The organism is Psychrobacter sp. D2 (genome assembly GCF_013608135.1).
Classification (GTDB): domain Bacteria; phylum Pseudomonadota; class Gammaproteobacteria; order Pseudomonadales; family Moraxellaceae; genus Psychrobacter; species Psychrobacter cryohalolentis.
The window spans coordinates 209,995-232,787 of the sequence record NZ_JACDXZ010000003.1; the positions used below are offsets into that span (position 1 = coordinate 209,995).

The window sequence follows — 22,793 nt, forward strand, 5'->3', positions numbered from 1 at the left end:
GGTGCATTGCGCGCTGGTATTTAACACCTATTAAGGTGCTCTAAGCGAATCTATACAGGCATTACAAACTTAGCCAAAACAAACACCAACGCATAAACAAAGTTAAAAACGATCCCAATACGGATCATCGCCAAAACGCTCAGCGATAAAATCGATTAGATAACGGCAGCGCTGCGATAAGAAACGGTTTTTAGGATAAACAGCATAAGCATTTAAAGTCGGCAATTGATACTGCTGCATGATGGGCACAAGTGCACCACTGGCTAAGGTTTTGTAAGTAATAAAATTGGGCAAAAAAGCGATTCCATGACCTTTTACCGCCATTTCTCGTAAAAAGTCGCCATTATTGACCTTTATCTTTGAGTTGATAGCGACTTGGTACTTTTTACCTTGCTCATCTATGAGCTCTATCGTGCTGGATTTGTTTAAACCGTATTGTAAAAACTCATGCTTGGCAAAATCTTCTAGGGTGGTTGGTGTGCCCATTTTACTCAAATATTCAGGGCTGGCACATAAGGTATAGCGAATCAGCGCCAGACGTTTGGCTTGATAGCTCGAGTCCTGCAGTTCTCTAATACGAATCCCCAATTCAAATCCTTCTTCAACCAAATCTGTATGCCGGTCAGAGAAATCGAGCTCAAAGTTCAAATTGGGATGCTGATTGGCATATTCATCAATGACATCATTTAGATGCATCAAGCCAAATGACAATGGCGCGGTCATTTTTAAGGTGCCCTCGATACGCGTGGGCGCACCACTAGTTTCTTCGTTTAGGGCGTCAACTTCGCTCAGTATATTGTTCACCTTTTGGTAATACTGCTCACCGGCTTGGGTTAAGTTGGATTGGCGCGTGGTGCGGCTAATAAGTTGACTACCCAAGCGCGTCTCTAAATCCTTGAGACGACGGCTAACGGCTGATTTGGCAATATTTAATTGCTCAGCGGCTTTTGTGATGCTGCCGGCTTCAACAATGCGTACAAACATTGCCATGTCTTCTAATTGTCCCATATAAGATGCTCCTTGACTGTTCTCTAAATAAGAACTGTTATTTGCGATTATCACGGTTTATCTATACGTGGTCAACAATTAAAATATAATCATTACTTAGCGACATACAAACGATTTAGATCCACATTGTGGCATTTTGGAGAATTACTATGGATAAATTACAAGAGCTTAGCGCCCCAATTGGTCGCCTATTTTTATCAATGATTTTTATCTTTTCAGGCTTTACCAAAATCACAGGCTACGCTGCTACTCAAGGTTACATGGAGTCGATGGGCGTACCTGGTATGCTATTACCGTTGGTGATTGCCCTTGAGTTATTTGGTGGCATTGCTATTTTGCTTGGTTTCAAAGCACGCCTGATTGCGTTATTGTTCGTGGGTTTTAACATCATATCAGCACTGCTTTTTCATCAGTTCTGGATTGATGAATCACAAATGAACCCGTTTATGAAAAACATCGCGATAGCAGGTGGGTTCTTGATGATTTTTGTTCATGGTGCAGGCGCTTATTCGATTGATCACAGCAACACGCGTAGATAATTGCCTATAACTAAAAATAAGAAAACAATGGTTAAACGTGTATTTATACTCACTTATACTTATGACAGCTCCTTATCATGACAACTAACGCTCATAGCCCATCTAATGATAACTTACCAAGTTTTTGGCAGCGTCATCAAACGCCTGTGTTATTGACAGTGGTTGGCGGTGCCATTGATACCATTGGTTTTATCACCTTGTTTGGTTTCTTCACCGCACATGTCACGGGTAACTTGGTGATGGCGGGCAGTGGCTTGGTGAAAGGTGAAGCCGGTCTATGGATTAAACTTGCCGCCTTACCGTTATTTATTTTGACGGTCATGGTGACCAAGATATTTATTGACCATAGTAAAAATAAACAGCTAACGCTGAGCCATTTATTCTTAGCGGAAGCATTTTTTCTGACCACTTTTATGATTGCCGGTTTGTACTATCAGCCTTTTGTCGATGCTGGTGATATAACCGTGGCGATAACGGGTGGATTAGGCTTAATTGCGCTGGCGATTCGTAATACCGCTAGTAAAACGGTGATTAAGCATATGAGTCCGACAGTATTGATGACGGGTAATACTACGCAACTGGGTATCAATCTGACCGATTACTTGGTCAATCGCACAGCCGACAATCGCAAAAAACTGGCACACAGCTCAGTATTGGTATCTAGCTTTTTAGTAGGTGCATTAGTGGGTGCGTTATTATATATGCAGCTAAGTTTTTGGGCAGTAGGCTTATTTGTTTTGCCCGTGCTGTATCTATCAGTTAGGGCGCGTGATAGAGACTTTTTACAACATATTGCGTAATGGATTTTTGGGCTTATAGCAACCGTTTATGCAACTGACCCTGTTATAGAATCCATGGTTCCACTATGAATATGTGGCGCTATCTCTGCCATCCAATTGTGCTAAAAAAAAGAATAGTTAATTGCATTTAACGTTGTTTATCTATTATAGGACAACAATTATAATAGACCCATTGTTTAAATAAGTTAATTAATAATAAATTTATAGACATTTAACCTATTAATATCTAAGGATAAATTATGAAAACGATCTATCATGCAGCAGACTCTCGTGGCAATGCCAATCATGGCTGGCTAAAAAGCAAGCACACTTTTAGCTTTGCTAACTATCATAATCCAGAACGTATGGGTTTTGGTGCGCTACGCGTCATCAATGATGACTTCGTCATTGGTGGTCAAGGCTTTGGTAAGCACTCACACCGCGATATGGAAATTATCAGTATTCCTTTATCAGGTAAGCTCGGTCACGGCGATAACATCGGTAATAATGGCATCATTGAAACCGGTGAAATCCAAGTAATGTCAGCAGGTACTGGTATCACGCACAGTGAAATGAATGGCGATGACAAGGAAGAGGTGAAGTTCCTACAGATTTGGGTTATCCCAAATAAAATGAACGTTGAGCCTCGTTATCAGCAAATCCGTATGGACGATATCCTAAAGCCAAACGAGTTCAATCAAGTATTGTCACCCAATGCGGACGACGCAGGGGTATGGATTCATCAAGATGCTTGGTTTAGCATGGGCGATTTTGATAAAGGTGTTACCCATACCTATCAGCTAAAAGATCCTAACAATGGTGTTTATGTCTTTGTCATTAGCGGTAAAGCCGTGGTAAACGGTAACACTTTGGATACCCGCGATGGCCTTGGTGTTTGGGATACTAAGAACTTTACGATGGACGTCATCGATGATGCTAAAGTATTGCTAATGGAAGTACCAATGAGCTAATGGACGCTTCAACGCATTTTAATTTATCTATACTAAAGGATAATTATTGGAAGTGCAGATACTGAATATAACCATTAATAGTACCGATCATTTATTAGTTCGAATCAATTTATATTAACCATGTGGAGAAATACTATGTCAGACCTAAATACCTTACAACAACTTGCCGAAAAACGCCGTTCTATCTATGCGTTGAGCAATCAATTGCCCGTATCGAATGACGAAGTCGTTAAGTTGGTTGAGCATGCAATCTTGCATACGCCGTCGTCGTTTAACTCACAATCGACGCGTGTTGTCGTATTGTTTGGTGAAGAGCATCAGAAACTGTGGAATATCACTGAAGAAACGCTACATGCAATCGTTGGTGATGAAGAGAAGTTTAAGTCAACAAAAGACAAAATCGCGGGCTTTAAGGCGGGTGCAGGTACAATCATGTTCTTTGAAGATCAAAGTGTCGTGAAAAGCATGCAAGAAAACGCGCCGTTATATGCGGATAAGTTCCCCATTTGGGCACATCAAACCAACGCGATGCATCAGTATGTTATTTGGACGGCTTTGGCCAGTATCGACGTTGGCGCAAATCTGCAACACTATAATCCTATTATCGATGACAAAGTTGCTGAAGCATGGAATATTGACAAAGACTGGACGCTAAACGCTCAAATGGTATTTGGTGCTATCGAACAGCCTGCAGGCGACAAAACGTTTAAGCCTGTTGAAGAGCGCATGAAAGTATTCGGTTAATATCGCATAGTTTTCAATACTAAGCTGCTCACAATATAGACAATAAAACCGCTATCGAAATATCTTAGCGGTTTTATTGTTTTGACATTCTTTATTGGTTTAAACAGTACGGTATAGCCTGCAGCCAATGCAGGGGCTAATTTCCAAGAATGGTTACCATTGCAAAATTCCACGGGACAATAAGCGCACAGATATTAACGGGTGTAAGACTGATAGGCTTGAGTAGCGACATCCACTGCCATATCTACGTGGGCTTTTGTGCTCAGTCTGGTCTTAGTAATCACCTCTCCTAAATTTGGGTCATATAATGCATCAGTATCTTTCTCATCATCTCGGTCTACCGCTTCAATAGCTACCTTTAATCAGGCACAACCGACTGCTGGCATAGCATTACGCACAAGCACATTTTTTAATACAACAGATGCGCCACGGTAGTAATAACCACTAAACTGATCAGCGTGCGCAGAATAAAAATCATAAATAGCTCTAGCACATTCAGCTTAATATTTGATTTTAGAATCAGCGCGCCTACCTCAGACATATAGATAATCTAGGTGATAGAAGCAGCACCGACGATAAACCTTGTCATTTCACTCTCAATACTTTTACCGACCAAAGCAGGCAAATACATATCGGCAAAGCCCATAATCATCGCTGGAGCAGCTTCTGCTGCTTCTGGAATTTTTAGCAACTCAAGCAGTGGTACTAGCGGTGCCGACAACCAGTTAAACACAGGTGTATACTCAGCTAAGCCAAGACCGATGGTACCGATAGCAAAAACCACTGGAATCAAGCCAAAATAGATATCAAACAAGTTCTTTAGTCTGTGTTTAAAAACTTTACCTAGGCTTGGCATAGAGTGCGCGCGCGTGATGGCACGGTTGAGCGCCCATTGATAGGTGGTGTACTCAGTCGGAATCTCTTCATCAAGCATGCTCTTACCTGAGTGATAAGTGTCAGGCTTTAAAGATAGTGGCGGTATGCGTGGCATAATAATGGCGGCGATAAAGCCCGTTAAAGCAATGGTCAGATAAAAATATACAAAGTTATTGTCGACGCCGATGGTTTTGGCAACCACATAGGTAAAAGCAATGGAGGTAACTGAAAAAGTCGTCGCGATAATGGCTGCTTCGCGCTGACTGTAGTAGCTTTTATCATACTCTTGCATGGTCACAAGCAAACCGATAGATGCGGCGCCAAACCAAGAAGACATAGCATCGACGGCTGAGCGACCCGGCAACCGGAACAGTTTGACAAACACCTTACTCGACAAGGTACCCAAAAATTCCATCAAACCAAAATCGGTCAAAAACGGCAATGATAAAATGGCAAAGAAGAACAAAGGAATCAAAATCGGAATCAGATCTTCAAAAATCACGCCGCCGGTATTGCGGTTGATAATAAACTCAGGACCGATTTGTAGGTAAATCATCCAAACAAATAGCGCCCCTAAAAACCGCGCAGCAAGCCAAAACCAATCAACATCAAACAACTTTGCGCGCATAGAGCCTTCATGCAAATTGGGTCTTAATACCTTAACTGCCAGCGCTCCAATAAAGGATGTCGTAACAATTGCCAATACTGCATAAACAACATAACCTCCAATCAATGCTTGCAAGGTATCGGTCAGTACGCCCAATAAAATAGTAACCTTGCCGTCCCATTGAAACGGGATGATAAATAAGGCAATACCCAATGCTGAAAACAGCAAGAACTTCCACATTGCGGCGCGCCACTGTGCGCCTTGCGGGGTCTCTGACACACTAACATGATTGCTCAATATGGGCTGCTGCGATTGATCAATAACATTTGACATCTGATTCCTCCTTGATAAGCGACGATCACCAATTTTTCCCTTTGGTGGTCTGACCAATGCTCGGATTGAGCGAATTGGTCGGATCTAATTTTATTAATTTTTTTTAGTACAAATCAATATTCAGCTAAAGCAGGTAAACGTCTTACCCATTTCAAGAAGAAATTCATCAGCTTCATCAATTTCATAAATGATGGGTTGTGTGCCTTTAATGTCTTTTTGCAATGCGTCGAGCAGTTGCTGTTTGGCTGTAATTCTGCGATAACCTGCGCCAAATCCTGCTGCTAATGGCTCAAAGTTCGGGGTTTTAATATTGACCCCAATCAGTGGCAGGCCACCCTCTTCCATATAGCGGCGAATCTCACCATAACCTTGGTTGTTCCATAACAGCACAATCAATGGCAGCTCAAGCTCGGCGGCGCAGATTAGTTCTGCGATAGTAAACTGAATGCCACCATCGCCAATCAGGCTCACAACCGGCGATTTTGAGCCAATCATGGCACCAATCGCAGCAGGCAAACCATAACCCAAAGTGCCAAAGCCAGTCGATGAGTTAAACCATCGGCGCGTGGCTAAAGCCTCAAAACCAAGGTTGCCACTATAAACAGGCTGGGTTGAATCGCCAACGAATATGACGTCTTTTACTTCATCTCGAATCAGCTGTAGCAGCGCATTTTGACCAGCAAAGTCTGGTGTCATTTCCTCTATTAATGCTTGCTTTACTTTTGCTACTCTCACGAGGGCTTGATGATTCAGCGGTTGATTTTCTAAGCGCGTACATAAACCGCTGATAGCCATTTGCGCATCAGACAATAGCGCAATATCTGCTCGAAAAGGACGCTGTAATTGCTGGGCATCGCAGTCAATGCGAATCAACGTGCCATTGATTTGGAAGCCACCGTTAAAGAAGACGTCATAATCAGTCTCGCCAAGCTCAGTACCAATCGCCAATACTAAGTCGGCCTCGCTAATGACGGCGCGACCAACAGCCAATGACTGATTGCTACCCAAACTCAACGGATGAGCAGGTGGCAGTAAACCTTTGGCATTAATGGTCAAAAAGGTGGGCGCATCGATAAGTTCTGCCAATTTTTGTGCGTCATGATTAACATCAACGCAGCCACCGCCATAGAGCAATACTGGATTTTTTGCGCTTTTTAGCTGCTCAATAATCAAATCCAATTGCGCAGGATGAGGTAGCGGTCTCATTACTCGAGGCAGCGTTGAGCTATTCGCATCAGTTTGGCTGGTTGCCGGACTATTCAAGTAAGGCGTTAAATCAGGCGGCTTGGCGACATGACTGGCATCAGCGGTGATCACATCGATTGGTAGCTGGATATGCACTGGCCCCGGACGTGCACCATTGAATAAGGCAAAAGCTTCTGCGATGACTTTGGGTAGCGACTCAGGCTGCCAAATAGTTTTGCTCGTAAGCGCAACCTTACTGACCATACCTTGCTGATCATGCAGCTCATGCAAGTGCCCTTCACCGCTACCGGTATGCTGCACTTTATTGACACTAGATATCACCAGCATCGGTATAGAATCTGCCAATGCTTGCGCCATTGCCGTCATGATGTTGGTCATGCCGGGACCGGTAATGATAAAACAAACCCCGACTTTGCCAGACGCGCGGTAATAACCATCGGCCATAAAGCCTGCGCCTTGCTCATGACGCGGTGTCACGTGGCGGATATCGGTATTGGGCAGGCCACGATATAGCTCGACCGTATGTACGCCCGGAATACCAAATACCGTCTCCACCCCGTAATATTCTAGCCACTGTACGAGTAGCTCACCGCAAGTTAGAGATGAGGCAGTTGGCGCGGAATTTGGCAATGAAGAAGGCGTTTGTAGAGAATGCGTCATGAGTTAATCATCCTAAAAAATTCAATAGCAATTAAATAAGTCGTTCAGTATCAAATCCAAGCTAAACCCAAACTGCCCTTAATTCCTTGTAAAGAGCAGTTTGGGTTTATAAATTATTTTCAATAAATGGCTTTAACCTTATCGTCATAGCGCACACCCGGTAGGATACATAGCATCTCAAATAGCAGGTTCGCGGCTAGTACCGAGGTGTTACCAAACGGGTCATACGGCGGTGATACTTCGACCAAATCGCCACCAACTACATCAAGGCCGCGCATACCGCGAATGATTTCAATACCTTGAGTGGATGTCAGACCACCGATTTCAGCGGTTCCCGTACCCGGTGCAAACGCAGGATCAATCCCATCAATATCGAAACTTAAATATACTGGGCCATCGCCTAATTTTTCGCGCACTTCTGCCATTAATGGTGTCAGCGACTTGTACCAGCATTCCTCAGCAGGCACTACGCGAAAACCTTGCTCGGTTGACCAATCAAACTCTTCAGCACTATAACCCGTACCACGTAAACCAATTTGTACCACACGATTACCATCGATGAGGTTCTCTTCAACTGCGCGGCGGAACGGCGTACCATGGGCAATTTTTTCGCCAAACATCTCATCATTGATATCAGCATGCGCATCGATATGCACCATACCGACAGGGCCATGTTTTTTGGCGAGCGCACGCAAAATAGGCAGTGCAATCGTATGATCACCGCCTAACGTTAAAGGAATAGCGCCATGACTGACGATTTTATCGGTATAGAATTTTTCGATGATATCAATACTTTTTAGCAAGTTGAAAGTATTGATAGGCACGTCGCCGATATCAGCAACTTGTAAAGACTCAAAAGGCGCAGCACGAGTGGCGACATTATAGGGACGAATCATGCGTGATTCATCACGAATTTGTCGTGGACCCAATCGCGCACCACTACGGTTTGACGCACCAATATCTAAAGGCACACCCACAAACGCCACATCCAGTCCTTCAGCATCCGCCTGAGTTGGCAGGCGCATCATAGACGCAAAGCCGCCAAATCTTGGCATGTCGTTGCCACTTAATGGTTGATTGAATTTCATCACTCACATCCTTGTATTGATTCGTCAAAACAGACAATTTGTCTATATTACTTTTTGTCTATGTCACTTTTTCTATGGCTCTGACAATACCTAAATATCAGAGGCGAGACCATGGTAAAATTTAGAAGTAAACTTCTGATTTTTCGTAGTAACTTTGATTTATTCGTTATTTATAGAAGTTTTATAAAAAAATCGGTTAAGACAATGAATACAGGGACATGACTTTCGATGCTAGATGAATTGATAAAAATTGACATCAAAACCCTGCGGAGCTTTATGGCCATCGTGGAGTGCCAAGGCGTGACCGCCGCGCAGTCACGCTTAAATGTCACGCTGTCTGTCATCAGCGGTCATTTGACCCATTTAGAAGATCGCTTGGGAATGACACTGTGTCATCGTGGGCGCGCGGGTTTTAAGCTGACAGAAGATGGGGCAGCGGTTTACGAGGCTTGCTTAAGCTTTAATGAAGCAGTGGCCAGCTTTCAGCATCAATTGCATTATATTCGGCAACTGGATTCGGTGCGTGGCGGTCATATTCGATTATGTTTGATCGATCAGATGCCAACGGTTTTTTATGATGCGTTACGTCAGTGCTTGGCTGCGAGCTATCGTAATAATCCATTGATACATTTTTCTATCGATGTGCAAAGCCCTGAGAGTATGCTTGATAAGCTTTTAAGTAATGAAAGTGATATTGGCGTGGGATATTTTGGCAGCTTCCCGCCCCTATTAACTTTCCAGCCAGCATTTATCGAAAAGCAAGTGGTTTGCTGTGGACGTGAGCATCAGCTATTTTATAAGGCAGAAGGTTTAACCTTTGAGGGTTTGGAACAAAACTATCCATGGATAAAACGAGGCTATATTACTGATTTGAGTATCAATCATGTCCGCCCAAAAACTTTAAGCGCCACCACTTATCATATGGAGGCAACCGCGCAATTAATTTTAGCGGGTCATCATGTCGGCTACTTGCCCAATGATTTGGCAAAGCGTTATGAAGAGATGGGGATGATGAAAATACTGTTGCCCAATGAGGCAAGTTATGAGGTCAAGCATCATTGGGCTTATCGAGAAAACTTACATAAGCACGTCGCTGATTTTTTAGAGCAGATGATTAGCCTATTACGAAAAAACCCCTTTAAAGAATGAATATTCTTTAAAGGGGTTTATGTAGCCGTTGTTTAATTAACTGCTTGTACTTTTTGATGCTTACGGACGCTAGACCCATCTTTACGCGTAATCGTTATCCCTGTAAAGCCAAACAATATCGTCAATAGCAATGATAAATAGCAGAAGAACGCATAAGGTAGATAATCAAGCACTGGCACGCCTAACGCTTGACTGATAAACACACCGCACACACTCCATGGTACAAGTGGATTGATAACTGTACCAGCATCTTCAATGGTGCGTGATAGATTTTTTGGATGCAAGTTCAAGCGCTCAAACGTCGGACGAAATGCCGTACCCGATAAAAGAATACTCAAATACTGCTCACCGATAAGGACATTGATACTGAGTGCTGACATGGCGGCAGCAAAAATAGCACGTCCTGCTGTCGTTAAACTGTCTTTAATACCAGATAACAATGCTGGCAAGATACCCAACGCCGTCAGCAATCCGCCTAAACTCAGCGCCAATATCACGATGGCTTGAGTAAAGAACATACTTTGCACACCGCCACGCGACAGCATACCGCCCACTTCACCAAGCTCCAATGACTCTGCGGGTGTATAACCTGCAAAGAAATAACCGCCCAACTGCCCAACGTTTGGCGTGCTATGCATATAAGTAATAATAATTGCCACAGCAATGGTACAAATAATGGTGTAAATGGCATTAACTCGAAATAGCGCCAGCGCAATCAAGACCACAAATGGCAATACCGCATAACCATGTACCAAACCACTGTCAATCAATTGTCCTTTTAGCACCGTTACTTGACTTAAATCTGAGCCAGCCGTCTGTCCAGAGAAAAACCAAAATAGTATGACAGTCAATATCCATGCCGGCACTGTGGTATACATCATATTGCGTATATGCTCGAACAAATCGATGCCTACAACGGCTGAAGCAATGGTACAAGTATCCGATAATGGCGACATTTTATCACCAAAAAACGCCCCTGATACCACAGCGCCTGCCGCTATCGCAACGTTAGCATCAAAGGCATCACTCATACCAATGAAAGCCACGCCAAGCGTCGCAGCAGTCGTCAAACTACTGCCCAAAGCAATACCGATAATAGAGGTCAATACAAAGGCGGAGATATAATAATACTGCGGAGATATCAGCTCAAAACCAAAATACATCAGCGTTGGGATGGCACCAGACATCATCAAAGCGGCGACCATCAAACCGATAAAGAAGAATAAATAGATCGCACCAATACCGCGCATAACGCCGGATGCCATTTGCGCTTGCATGTCATCAAAACTTAATCCTTTAAATATACCAATGCCTAGCAGGACACAGATAGCGAGGATTAATGATAAATGCGGTACCCAGCCAAAGCCAATCATGGTAACGCCCATGATAGCAATGACAATGGCTGAAATCATAAATGCCAGTTGCGGTGAAATTTGGGTTAGAATTTTTGGAGGCATCACACATCCTTAGAGTGCCAGTAGAGTCTGGCAACAGGGTTTGATTTTAGGGTGACAAGTTTAATCAGTTGCTAGCAGTATTGCTACTCTGATTATTTGGTGAGTAAGCTGTCGGTCTTGGCTGCCATGACAAAATCATTGCGATGCAAACCTTTAATACTGTGCGACCACCAAGTGACCGTCACCTTGCCCCACTCTACCAATATGCCCGGATGATGCCCTTCTGCTTCAGAAATCTCAGCAAGCTCATTGGCAAATGCCATTGCTAAAACGAAATTCTTAAATTTATATTGACGCTGTAATTGCTTGATGCCATCGATTTCAATCAACGTCCACTCTGGAATTTGTTGTAATAACTCTGTTGCTTCGCTGTCGCTGACTGTCGGTGCGCCAATACGGCAGGCTTCACAGCTGGCTTGTGATAATGTCGTCATGATAATATCCTTTTATATTAACTATTAGTTTTTTAATGAATGTACGTCCGTGTTGACGTTGGTTCTTTTATTACTTATAAAAAATGCACTATCTATTAAGCGGTTTTGATAGCATATGTTGGCTCAAACAGTCCTAAGCTCATCGCCTTTTTTACAGCGCCCATAATGTCGCTATTCACGATATCAAATAACGTATCCAAATCGTCAATTGCATAATAGATAGGCTGAATTTGATCAATACGGTAAGGCGTGCGCAATGCGTCAATCAAATCAAACGCACGACAGTCCGGTTCATCGCTTAGGGCATAGATGGTTTCAGACGGTGAGCTTAAAATGCCGCCACCATAAATCTTGCGGGTTTCTTTGGTCGCGCCCATTAGACCAAATTCGATGGTGAACCAATACAAGCGCGCTAAATAAAGACGCTCTTGCTTAGTCGCATTGAGACCAAGCTTGCCATAAGTCTCATTAAAAGTTGCAAACGCAGGATGGGTCAGCAGCGGACAGTGCCCGACGATTTCGTGGAAAATATCTGGCTCTTCTATATAGTCCATATCATCAAAGCGGCGGATAAAGGTCGCAACCGGAAAGCGTTTATCAGCTAAGAGTTTGAAGAATTTACCGAAGCTGATTAACGCCGGTACAGCAGCGGTTTGCCAACCAGTACTGGCTTGCAATACTTCATCAATATCTTGTAGTTGCGGAATATGCGTTGCTGGTAGCTTGAGTTTCTCTAAACCCTCAAGATAGGCTGAACTGGCACGATTGGGTATTTGCTTGGCTTGACGTTCAAGCAGTGCTTGCCACATCGCGTTTTCATCGTCACTATAATGAATATGACCATGATTATCTGGCTGGCGCGATACGTAAGGTTGCTTCTTCTGAGTTAAATGATGAGTAGAAGCTTCAGTGCTTAACGAATTGCTACTGAGAGGCTTTATGTACGCAGTTGTCTGGTGACGGCTTTCCATGCCTAGTTTCCTTAATATTGCAATGAGTCCAATACCTTGGTATCAGTCATTTGCTTTATTCACTTTATCTGCCTCGCTTTTAACGTTTATTATTAATAGCAGAGTAACAAAGGTAATAAGGACAAGATAAACCCCTTTCATCTTGCCCTTTTGATACTTGTTTAAAAGTGCTTTTTTAAAGGCACTTTTAAAACATCTCTGAAAATTATGGCGCTTCTGTCTCTATCTGACCAACCATGCCGCGGCGTACTTGGTCGCGCTCGATAGATTCAAACAATGCTTTAAAGTTACCTTCGCCGAAGCCTTCTTCGTAATCACCTTTACGCTGGATAAACTCAAAGAATACTGGGCTGCCTAAGATGGTTTCAGAGAAAATCTGTAGTAGCAGACGCGGAACATCGCCTTCAGTTGTACCATCTAACAAGATACCGCGCATCTGTAGTTCAGAGATATTCTCGCCATGACCTGGTAGACGCTCATCAAGCATCTTATAATAAGTATCATTTGGTGCCGTCATGAGTGGAATACCCATCTCTCTTAGCTTGTCGATGCTAGACAATAAGTCATCACTCAATAGCGCGATATGCTGGATACCTTCGCCATTAAATTGCATCAAGTACTCTTCGATCTGACCGCCGCCCTGCTTTGACTCTTCGTTCAATGGGATACGAATTTTGCCATCAGGTGCAGTCATCGCTTTACTGGTCAAGCCAGTATATTCACCTTTGATATCGAAGTAGCGGATTTCACGGAAGTTAAAGATACGCTCGTAGAAGTCAGCCCAGTAAGCCATGCGCCCACGGTAGACGTTATGCGTTAGATGATCGATGACTTTGAAGCCAAAGCCTTTTGGATGCTTATCAACATCAGGCAGATATTCAAAGTCGATGTCATAGATAGAGTTACCAGCGGTAAAGCGGTCGATAAGATAAATGAGCGAGCCGCCGATACCTTTGATCGCTGGCAGACGTAACTCCATCACCCCTGTTTTGACATCGACTGGCTCAGCACCGTTTTCGATCGCTAAATCATAAGCTTGCTGGGCATTTTTTACACGGAAACCCATGCTACAGGCACCGGCACCGTGCTCACCTAAAAAATAGCTACCATGGCTTTTTGGCTCACGGTTTAAGATGAGATTGATGTCTCCTTGGCGAAACAAGGCAACATCTTTTGAGCGGTGATTGGCGACATGAGTAAAGCCAAGGTTGCGAAACAGCTCTTCGACAAGCTCAGGCTCTTGTGAGACGAACTCAACAAAATCGAAGCCTTGTAGACCCATAGGGTTGTCAAATAAATCTGCCATTGTCATCATCCTTAATTGCAATTGGTGGTATAAAGCGCTAAAAATTAGCAAAAAATAAGTTTCATCAATCATTCCTATTGACGATTCATTTATATTAGATTAGCTTGATTTATAAGACTAATCGTATTTTTTGATTTATTTATCAGGTTTACTTATGAATATCAGCATTCGCCAACTTACCGCTTTTATCAAAGTCGCTGACAACGGCAGCTTTACTCGTGCCAGCGACCAGATGCATTTGACCCAATCTGCCGTTAGTGGATTGATAAAAGAGCTTGAATCTAGCCTTGGCATTGTGTTGTTTGATCGCACCACACGCCAGCTGTCTTTATCCGCAGTTGGACGACATCTATTGCCGCAAGCTCGGCGCATCTTAAATGAGATGCAGCTGTTTGAGAATGAAGCCAGTAGCTTAACGAGCTTAGCGCAAGGTCAGGTCAGGCTCGCTGTATCACAGTTTGCGGCCTCCTCTATGCCAGCGGTTATCGCTCAGTTTGCCAAAGAATATCCTGAGATTAGCGTGTCTTTGCTCGATTGCTCAGCAGAAAATGTCTTAGAACACATTCAAAACATTGAGGTAGATTTGGGCGTGGGCACTGAGCTTGAATTTATGGACGCTGAAGATGACATCAGCGCCGATTTGTTATATCAGCTGCCATTCTGTGTGGTCATGCCTGATAGTCATGCGCTGGCACGTAAATCTGAGATTATTTGGCAAGATTTGATTGATACGCCGCTCATTACCCTGCAAGGTCCATTTATTGAGCAAGTGACCGCAGAGCTTGATGAGCGCATCGCAAACCACATACAACAAGCACGCTATAAAGTAAATTTTATGTCGACGGCGCTCGAGATGACCCGTCAAGGCTTTGGCATTACCTTGTGTCTGCCTTATATGCCGGAGGTGATAGACTGGGTTAGCGCTAATGGTTTGCAGATGCGACCTTTGACGCAACCTGTCAAAATGCGCCGATTCTTTATTTACCAACGTTCATCGCGAGCTTTATCGCCGGCGAGTATCGCTTTTAAGCATTTTTTGCAGGGCTACTTTGCGAGCCATTTTGATGATTTGCAAAATATTTAACAGGCAACTTTATACCCTTTATCAAAGCAATTTAAACCATGATTCAAGAAAATGGCATCACTAGGCAAAAAAATGCATGAATTGGTGAGGATAATGGAATCTAACATTGAGTTAATGCCCAAACTGGTTTATGCTTTTTAGCGCCTCAACTTATACCTTTGTACTTATATCCCTTGTAAGGAAAACACATGTTTGAACGTATCGATTACTATGCCGGCGACCCAATCTTAGGATTGATGGACAAATTTGCAGCCGATAACAACCCAGATAAAGTCAATTTGGGTGTCGGTGTCTATTATGACGAAGATGGCAAAATGCCAGTACTTGAGTGTGTAAAAACCGCTGAACAACGTATTGCTGACCCTATCTCGCCGCGTCCGTACTTACCAATGGCAGGTTTACCAGGACATCGCAAAGGCTGTCAAGAATTGCTGTTCGGTAAAGACGCTCAGATTTTACAAGATGGTTTAGTGGCTACTATCGCGACCATCGGTGGTTCTGGTGCACTAAAAGTCGGCGCAGAATTCATCCACGAATGGTTCCCGCAGTCTAAGTGTTACGTGAGCGACCCTACATGGGGCAATCACATTGCTATTTTTGAAGGGTCTGACGTCGAAGTCGGTAAATACCCGTACTACGATACTGCTACTGGTGGCATCAAATTTGATGAGATGATCGCGTTTTTTGAGACATTGAATAAAGATGACGTTCTGCTTCTTCATCCTTGCTGTCATAACCCAACGGGCGTTGATTTGACTCGTGAGCAATGGGATCAAGTACTAAACGTCATTCAAGCGCGCGAGCTGATTCCGTTTATGGACATCGCTTATCAAGGCTTTGGCGAAGATATGGACAGCGATGCTTACGCGATTCGTAAAGCCGTCGATATGGGTCTGCCATTGTTTGTCAGCAACTCATTCTCTAAAAACTTATCGCTATATGGCGAGCGTGTCGGTGGTCTATCAGTTGTTTGCCCAACGGTAGATGAAACTGATCGCGTCTTTGGTCAGCTGAACTCTACGGTACGTCGTATCTACTCAAGCCCGCCATCACATGGTGGTCGTGTGGTTGATATCGTTATGAACGACGAAGCGCTACATGAGCAATGGGTTGGCGAAGTATATGCGATGCGTGACCGTATCAAATCTATGCGTACCAAACTCAAATCAGTATTAGAAGAAAAAATCCCAGGTCGTAGCTTTGATTACTTGACCGCACAAAACGGTATGTTTAGCTTTACAGGTCTAACGCCTGAACAAGTTGCTCAGCTACAAAGCAAGTATGGTATCTATATGGTATCGAACTCACGTATGTGTGTTGCCGGCTTAAACAGTACCAATATCGACTATGTTGCCAATGCGATGGTTGACGTTTTAAAAGATTAATTCCCTCATCGCTTTTATTAAAATATAAACAAAGGCTAAGTATCGTTACTTAGCCTTTTTTCATGCGTTGGATTTCGTAGTGGTGATATTTTTAGCAAAAAAGGCAAATATAGTCAAAACGCTACGGTACTGCTGGTACAAATTTTTTACAGCCTCTGTCTGCATAGGCACAGCAAGCAAGAAAAATTGATACCAGCAGTACCTAATGTGTTGATATGACTTTTCACTGACTATAGCTTTTAGTCTCGGTCAAAACTCAATCAATTTATAGGACGAGCACATAAAAAAACTTGCAATCGATTACGCTATAAATTACATTATACGTAAGTAGTTAATTATAACGTAATTTAATATTCGCTTTAGCAAGGAGCCGATCATGTCAACGATTGACAAAAACCTCTCATCTTTCCTCGATATCGCAACCGATTCTGACTTCTCTATTCATAACCTGCCTTATGGCATTTTTAGTGACAGCACCGACGGCAAACGTCGCGCTGGTATCGCTATCGGCGAGCAAGTATTAGACTTATCAGTACTTGAAGCCGAAGGGTTATTGAGTTTAGACGGTGGTTCATATTTCGGTCAAAACACGTTAAATGCCTTTATTGATTCTGGTCGAGACAATTGGAGCAAAGCGCGTAAAACGATTCAAACGCTACTCTCTAGTGATTGCGATACTTTACGTGACAACACAGATTTGCAGCAAAAAGCCCTATTTCAACAATCAGACGTCACCATGCATCTGCCGGTTCAAGTGCCCGGCTTTACCGATTTCTATTCGTCTAAAGAACACGCAACCAACGTCGGTACTATGTTCCGTGACCCAAGTAATGCCTTACTGCCTAACTGGACTGAGATGCCAGTAGGTTATAACGGACGCGCCAGCACCGTCATCGTCAGTGGTACAGATGTGATACGTCCATCGGGTCAGCTAAAACCCAATGCCGATGACCGCCCTATTTTCTCACCTTGTAAGCGTCTGGACTTTGAGCTTGAAACGGCGTTTGTCGTTGGCAAAGGTAATAATATTGGTCAACCAATTGCCGTAGATAATGCTATTGATCATATTTTCGGTATGGTTTTGCTCAACGATTGGTCAGCTCGTGATATTCAAAAATGGGAATACGTGCCGTTAGGTCCATTTAACGCCAAAACTTTTGCCTCTGAAGTGTCTCCTTGGATTGTGACGATGGAAGCCTTAGCACCGTTCAAGATGCCATGCCCAACGCAAGAACCAAAGCCGCTTGCTTATCTGAACGAAAAAGATAGCAATAATAGTTACGATATCCATTTATCAGTAGAACTATTGCCAGAAAATGCTGAAGAAGCAACGGTGGTTTGCGAAACCAATTTTAAATATATGTACTGGTCAATGGCACAGCAGTTGACTCACCATACTATTACTGGCTGTAAAGTAGAAGTGGGCGATATGATGGGTTCAGGGACTATCTCAGGACCGACGCCTGATTCTTATGGCTCGATGTTAGAGATTGCGTGGAATGCAACCAAACCTGTCACCCTCCAAGGCGGTGAGACACGCAGCTTTATTGAAGATGGTGACACGGTCATCATGAAAGGTTATAGCGAAAAAGACGGTATTCGTGTTGGCTTTGGTGAAGTACGCGGCAAAGTATTGCCTGCACTTACCTTCGATTTTGACAAATAGTACTTATTTGTCGACCTGTATATAGTAAACGTTTATGTATAAAAAGGCGTGCAAACGATAGAGTTACGCTGTTAGTAATGATTTATATTCATAATTACTAACAGCCAACCGATTGATACAAATTGTACGCCCTATCAAAAGGAGTTTGATATGAGTTTTAAAATTGAAAAAATCCATCATGTGGCCTATCGCTGCAAAGACGCTAAAGAAACCGTGGAATGGTATAAAAAATATCTGAATATGGATTTCATCCTAGCATTCGCTGAGGATCATGTACCTTCGACCAAAGCCTTTGACCCTTATATGCATGTGTTTTTAGATGCGGGCAATGGCAATGTATTGGCATTTTTTGAAGTGCCTAATCAGCCTGAAATGGGCTTTGACCCTAATACGCCAAGCTGGGTACAACATCTAGCGATGAAGGTAAAAAACCGTGATGCCTTAATGGCAGCTAAAAAGCATTTGGAAGAAAACGGCATCGACGTGGTTGGTGTGACGAATCATGGTATCTTCCATTCTATCTATTTCTTTGATCCAAATGGACATCGTATGGAGCTTACTTACGATGATATTACCTCAGAAGAAAAAGTTTCAATGATTACTGAAGAGATGAAGTATGAGATGCTGGACGAATGGTCACGTACCAAACGCGCACCCGCTCATACCCAGTTTCTACATGCAGAGGAGCTGGCTGAAGCACGAGAAGTCGCGCCTGCTGGTGAGTAATATTTTTTAGCGTTTAGATTATTCTTTATAAAATGGCTAAGATAATTTTTAGCTATTTTACGAGCTACACTATTTGATAACGCTGTGCAATTGCTAATATTTGCTCGACCACATTATGCTGCTCACTCATGGGCAACTGCTCTGTGGTACCAATGATAGTAATGGCATACTCCAAAGACAAACTTTCAACAGATAGTTTGTCTTTGTCATATAGATTCGCAGTGGTTGATAGCTGCGGTATGATAACGGGAATAGTAATCGCATTAATCCCCATTAACATATCACCAGTAACAGTCGCATAGCCTTGGGTTCGAACTTTCGCTCGCAACTGGTTAAAGTGCTGCCATTTCTCTGTTATTGCTTGCTCTTGCTTCGCCTGCCATTCTGCGATGACCAAGGGTTTGATAATGGTATCTGGCTGATAGCTTGCGAACAAATGACCTGTCGCCGACGTGGTCAAGGGCATACGCGATCCGATACGAGTAATAATACTAATAGCGCTATCTGGTTCAACAGATTGAATGATAATAGGACCTTCGCTAAACCATTTAGCGATTTGTACACCGCAATTCAGCGTGTCTTTAATCTCATTAGCAATATACGTCAGACGATCCAATATATTATTTTGATTAAACCCATTATGACCTACTGCTCCTAGCGCACCCATTGCATGAACTCTATCACCAAGTCCATAACGTCCATCACTGAGCTGGCGAGCATAGTGTTTACGAATAAGACTGACCAAATAACGGTGGCACTTTGCTGGATGCATTTGCATGGCTTGTGCAATATCTTTTAGCATCATTGGCTCGTTACAATCGATGAGCACGTCTAATATCGACAGCCCAATCTCAAGCGATTGTACGCCGCCTTGGTTTTTATTCATCGTAGGAATATTTTCTATCAGGTTTTCAGCTGCTGGCATGGTTTACTCTGTGAATGATTAACTGAATGCGTTATCAATACAATATTAGAAAATTGAAATAAAGACTTAATGTCATAATAGGTATCTTTTACTCTTTAAGACATTAATAAGCTCAGTAATTATAACCCTTTATCTTACTCACAACACAGCATAATAAAAGGAATGCACTATGATGACACTTTATGGCTACTTTCGCAGTAGTACCTCTTACCGTACACGTATCGCAATGAATTTAAAGCAGTTAGATTACGATTACATTGCGGTTAATTTAGCAAAAGATGAACAATTAGAAGCCGTCTTTCAATCTATTAATCCTCAAGGCTTGGTACCCGTCGTACAAATAAATGATTTATGGTTGTATCAAAGTCCTGCTATTTTGGAGTGGTTAGAAGAGGTCTATCCTGAGCATCCTCTGTTGCCCAAAGACGCAGCAGGTCGCATGCAAGTACGGGCTTTGAGCGCTATGATTGGCTGTGATATCCATCCGCTAAATAACCGACGTATTTTGCAGTATCTGCGTAATGAGCTGTCAGTAGATGAGGATCAAGTCATGGCTTGGTGCCATCGCTGGATGAGTGAAGGTTTTGACGCTCTCGAAAAACGCTTGGCACAAGACAAAACACGCGGTAAATTCTGCTATGGCGACAGCCCTACTTTTGCAGATTGCTATCTGATTCCGCAGGTCTCTTCTGCCGAACGCTTCAAGGTAGATCTCAGTGCTTATCCAAATATCGTTGCGATCGACGCCCACTGTCGAACATTAAAGGCTTTTGCCGACGCTGACCCTATGGTGCAGCCTGATGCACCAAATGCTTGATATAAGCTGCAAAAAAGCCTCCGATTTAGGAGGCTTTTTTCTGGAAATATAGTGGTGCTATTGCCATTTATACTATTTAACTTAAAGTATGAAAAATAGGCTATTCAAATATTCATATCAGATTGTGTTGCAGCCACTGTTTTTATGGGTACTGCGAACAGCCAAGCCGTACCACAATTACAGTAAAAACAGCCATCTTTAAATTCGACAATATAAGCGGTAAAATCGTTACCACAATGATCCATCATCGCTTGTTCATCACTGTCATCATCGACTGCGCACCATATTTGTTTGTCGCCTCGTGCAAGCAATGCGCGTGTTAAATCACTTCCTCTCAACTCATTATTCATACCCAGCTCCTTAACTTCTCTCACCATAGTTTGAGCTATTCGTCATGAAATATAGGGTTTTCTATACTGATATTTATTAATGATCTTTATCGTTGCTAAAGCGATGAGCTTGATATAAGCGATGCAAATCCATTTGCTACTCATCTGTACTCATCAAACATTATGCCTATATTTAACGATGATTTACCTTTCTTGCTCTATCTATAAACGCTTTGTATCCTAGCTGTCTTATTGTAACGCTATGCAAGCAAAAGTGTAACAACCAGATATAGTATTTCCGATGAATGGTCAAGATATGAATATGAACGGTCAGTACAATTAAAAACACTACTAAGTGTCATGCATATTTATCAGATTTGGCACCTTATAATCTAATAGTTCTTTGAGTATTATCGATTAAATGAACGATGATGCACTATCGATATTAAATTTTTAGAACAGTTTTCAGTAGTTAAAAACTCTAATGAAAATCTTGTTTTTTATCAATCTATGTAACACTTCTCACTTTTTGATTGAGTATTAGAGACCAAAATCGGTGCGAAAAATCAGGTAAAATAGTTTTATGACTATACATGTTCCAACAACAAACACTAAACCTGACGTTAGCCAATCTAACCTTCGCAAAATCATTCATATTGATATGGATGCTTTTTATGCCAGTGTAGAACAGCGCGATTTCCCTGAGCTACGTGGCAAGCCATTGGTGGTTGGCGGCGATCCCAATGGTCGGGGCGTGGTTGCGGCAGCAAGCTATGAAGCTCGTAAGTTTGGCGTACGCTCCGCCATGTCATGCTATGAAGCCAGAAAGCGCTGTCCTGACGTGATATTTGTACCGCCGCGCTTTGATGTTTACCGTGCTGTTAGTGTTGAGATACGTCGTATCATGCACAGTCTGACCCCACATGTTGAGCCGTTATCATTAGATGAAGCCTATTTGGATGTTACTGGATTGTCTGTTCATCAAGGCTCAGCCACATTAATGGCAAATTGGTTACGAGCGCAGATTTTAGAACAAACCGCTCTAAACGCCTCTGCCGGTGTCTCATTTAATAAGATGCTGGCAAAAATCGCCTCTGATATTAATAAACCTAATGGCACAGCGGTCATCACGCCAGCCGATGCCGATGCCTTTATCAGCACCTTACCTATTGAGCGCTTCCACGGTATTGGTAAGGCAACGGCCAAACGCCTGCATGCAATGGGTGTTAGTAACGGCGCTGACCTTCGGCGCACGCCAGCTACCATATTAGTCAATGAGTTCGGTAAGCGTGGACAGTTTTATCATGATATCGCTCATGGACGTGACGAGCGTGCGGTCAAGTCTGAGCGTACACACAAATCGGTTGGCTCTGAGACTACGTTTAGAGAAAACTTAACGGATGATAATAAACTAAAAATACAAGTCTATGAACAAAATGCTGATGCCTTTAGTCAGCTGCACAAAAAACAGCTCATTGCCTATACTATTACTCTAAAGGTCAAATACGCAGATTTTACTCAAGTCACGCGCTCGCATACCTTATCGACGGCATTTGATAGCGCAGAATCCGCTCACTTTTGGTTAGATAAACTCTTTTTGGACATTCCGCGTACTCTTCCTATTAGATTGGTTGGTGTGACATTTTCTTCGCTCACATCTGCCATGCAAGTCACGCCACAATTAAATTTATTTGAATGATTTTTCGCCTGAATTCTTTAGAGAGCTTTCCTAA

The 22,793-nt window shown here is 42.9% G+C and carries 21 protein-coding genes; 11 read left to right on the forward strand and 10 right to left on the reverse strand.

Annotated elements, in window-relative coordinates:
• Window positions 1-102 precede the first annotated feature (102 nt).
• The gene (locus H0262_RS05690) at window positions 103-1,008 is read right to left on the reverse strand and encodes a LysR family transcriptional regulator (RefSeq protein WP_181210030.1); all 906 of its coding nucleotides are present in this window, start codon (window positions 1,006-1,008) and stop codon (window positions 103-105) included.
• 149 nt (window positions 1,009-1,157) lie between these two features.
• Between H0262_RS05690 and H0262_RS05695 the strand changes: the two genes are divergently transcribed.
• The 4 genes from H0262_RS05695 to H0262_RS05710 all read left to right on the forward strand — a co-directional run bounded on the left by H0262_RS05695 (window position 1,158) and on the right by H0262_RS05710 (window position 4,041).
• Window positions 1,158-1,547 (forward strand): DoxX family protein, encoded by a 390-nt coding sequence (locus tag H0262_RS05695; protein WP_181210031.1) that lies wholly within the window; start codon window positions 1,158-1,160, stop codon window positions 1,545-1,547.
• A gap of 77 nt (window positions 1,548-1,624) precedes the next feature.
• Window positions 1,625-2,347, forward strand: a complete 723-nt coding sequence (locus H0262_RS05700) for a YoaK family protein (RefSeq protein WP_133104535.1) — start codon at window positions 1,625-1,627, stop codon at window positions 2,345-2,347.
• A gap of 239 nt (window positions 2,348-2,586) precedes the next feature.
• Window positions 2,587-3,297 carry a pirin family protein gene (locus tag H0262_RS05705; protein WP_181210032.1) on the forward strand — a complete coding sequence of 237 codons (711 nt, stop codon included), beginning with the start codon at window positions 2,587-2,589 and terminating at the stop codon, window positions 3,295-3,297.
• A 135-nt stretch (window positions 3,298-3,432) separates the two neighbouring features.
• A complete protein-coding gene (locus H0262_RS05710; protein WP_149409524.1) occupies window positions 3,433-4,041 on the forward strand; it encodes a nitroreductase family protein in 609 nt (202 codons plus the stop codon).
• Between the two features lie 550 nt (window positions 4,042-4,591).
• On the opposite strand, the gene H0262_RS05715 is transcribed toward H0262_RS05710, so the two are convergent.
• The 3 genes from H0262_RS05715 to speB all read right to left on the reverse strand — a co-directional run bounded on the left by H0262_RS05715 (window position 4,592) and on the right by speB (window position 8,811).
• Window positions 4,592-5,857 (reverse strand): YjiH family protein, encoded by a 1,266-nt coding sequence (locus H0262_RS05715; protein WP_259275414.1) that lies wholly within the window; start codon window positions 5,855-5,857, stop codon window positions 4,592-4,594.
• A gap of 120 nt (window positions 5,858-5,977) precedes the next feature.
• A complete protein-coding gene (locus H0262_RS05720; protein WP_181210033.1) occupies window positions 5,978-7,723 on the reverse strand; it encodes a 5-guanidino-2-oxopentanoate decarboxylase in 1,746 nt (581 codons plus the stop codon).
• Window positions 7,724-7,842: 119 nt separating this feature from the next.
• A complete protein-coding gene (speB, locus tag H0262_RS05725; protein WP_181210034.1) occupies window positions 7,843-8,811 on the reverse strand; it encodes an agmatinase in 969 nt (322 codons plus the stop codon).
• Window positions 8,812-9,039: 228 nt separating this feature from the next.
• On the opposite strand from speB, the gene H0262_RS05730 reads away from it, so the two are divergent.
• Window positions 9,040-9,960 carry a LysR family transcriptional regulator gene (locus H0262_RS05730; protein ID WP_181210035.1) on the forward strand — a complete coding sequence of 307 codons (921 nt, stop codon included), beginning with the start codon at window positions 9,040-9,042 and terminating at the stop codon, window positions 9,958-9,960.
• Window positions 9,961-9,992: 32 nt separating this feature from the next.
• Here the strand turns inward: H0262_RS05730 and nhaC are convergent, their stop codons facing one another.
• From nhaC to hppD, 4 genes are all read right to left on the reverse strand, one after another.
• Window positions 9,993-11,417, reverse strand: coding sequence for a Na+/H+ antiporter NhaC (nhaC, locus tag H0262_RS05735; RefSeq protein ID WP_181210036.1), 1,425 nt, complete (start codon window positions 11,415-11,417; stop codon window positions 9,993-9,995).
• A 92-nt stretch (window positions 11,418-11,509) separates the two neighbouring features.
• Window positions 11,510-11,851: a 4a-hydroxytetrahydrobiopterin dehydratase gene (locus H0262_RS05740; RefSeq protein WP_020443697.1), complete on the reverse strand. Its 342-nt coding sequence runs from the start codon at window positions 11,849-11,851 to the stop codon at window positions 11,510-11,512.
• A 95-nt stretch (window positions 11,852-11,946) separates the two neighbouring features.
• Window positions 11,947-12,822 carry a phenylalanine 4-monooxygenase gene (gene phhA / locus H0262_RS05745; RefSeq protein WP_181210037.1) on the reverse strand — a complete coding sequence of 292 codons (876 nt, stop codon included), beginning with the start codon at window positions 12,820-12,822 and terminating at the stop codon, window positions 11,947-11,949.
• 205 nt (window positions 12,823-13,027) lie between these two features.
• On the reverse strand, window positions 13,028-14,128 hold the full coding sequence (gene hppD / locus H0262_RS05750) for a 4-hydroxyphenylpyruvate dioxygenase (protein WP_181210038.1): 1,101 nt from the start codon (window positions 14,126-14,128) through the stop codon (window positions 13,028-13,030).
• Window positions 14,129-14,282: 154 nt separating this feature from the next.
• On the opposite strand from hppD, the gene H0262_RS05755 reads away from it, so the two are divergent.
• From H0262_RS05755 to H0262_RS05770, 4 genes are all read left to right on the forward strand, one after another.
• Window positions 14,283-15,212 (forward strand): LysR family transcriptional regulator, encoded by a 930-nt coding sequence (locus H0262_RS05755; protein WP_181210039.1) that lies wholly within the window; start codon window positions 14,283-14,285, stop codon window positions 15,210-15,212.
• 188 nt (window positions 15,213-15,400) lie between these two features.
• A complete protein-coding gene (locus H0262_RS05760; protein ID WP_011513886.1) occupies window positions 15,401-16,597 on the forward strand; it encodes an amino acid aminotransferase in 1,197 nt (398 codons plus the stop codon).
• A 376-nt stretch (window positions 16,598-16,973) separates the two neighbouring features.
• On the forward strand, window positions 16,974-18,263 hold the full coding sequence (fahA, locus tag H0262_RS05765) for a fumarylacetoacetase (RefSeq protein WP_181210040.1): 1,290 nt from the start codon (window positions 16,974-16,976) through the stop codon (window positions 18,261-18,263).
• Between the two features lie 150 nt (window positions 18,264-18,413).
• A complete protein-coding gene (locus tag H0262_RS05770) occupies window positions 18,414-18,989 on the forward strand; it encodes a VOC family protein (RefSeq protein WP_149409532.1) in 576 nt (191 codons plus the stop codon).
• Between the two features lie 64 nt (window positions 18,990-19,053).
• Here H0262_RS05770 and H0262_RS05775 read toward each other — a convergent pair whose 3' ends face one another.
• A complete protein-coding gene (locus H0262_RS05775) occupies window positions 19,054-19,914 on the reverse strand; it encodes an IclR family transcriptional regulator (protein ID WP_149409533.1) in 861 nt (286 codons plus the stop codon).
• 172 nt (window positions 19,915-20,086) lie between these two features.
• Between H0262_RS05775 and maiA the strand changes: the two genes are divergently transcribed.
• Window positions 20,087-20,731 (forward strand): maleylacetoacetate isomerase, encoded by a 645-nt coding sequence (gene maiA / locus H0262_RS05780; protein WP_198010350.1) that lies wholly within the window; start codon window positions 20,087-20,089, stop codon window positions 20,729-20,731.
• Between the two features lie 104 nt (window positions 20,732-20,835).
• Here maiA and H0262_RS05785 read toward each other — a convergent pair whose 3' ends face one another.
• A complete protein-coding gene (locus tag H0262_RS05785) occupies window positions 20,836-21,081 on the reverse strand; it encodes a hypothetical protein (protein WP_020443706.1) in 246 nt (81 codons plus the stop codon).
• Between the two features lie 562 nt (window positions 21,082-21,643).
• On the opposite strand from H0262_RS05785, the gene dinB reads away from it, so the two are divergent.
• On the forward strand, window positions 21,644-22,759 hold the full coding sequence (gene dinB, locus H0262_RS05790; protein WP_181210041.1) for a DNA polymerase IV: 1,116 nt from the start codon (window positions 21,644-21,646) through the stop codon (window positions 22,757-22,759).
• Window positions 22,760-22,793 lie beyond the last annotated feature (34 nt).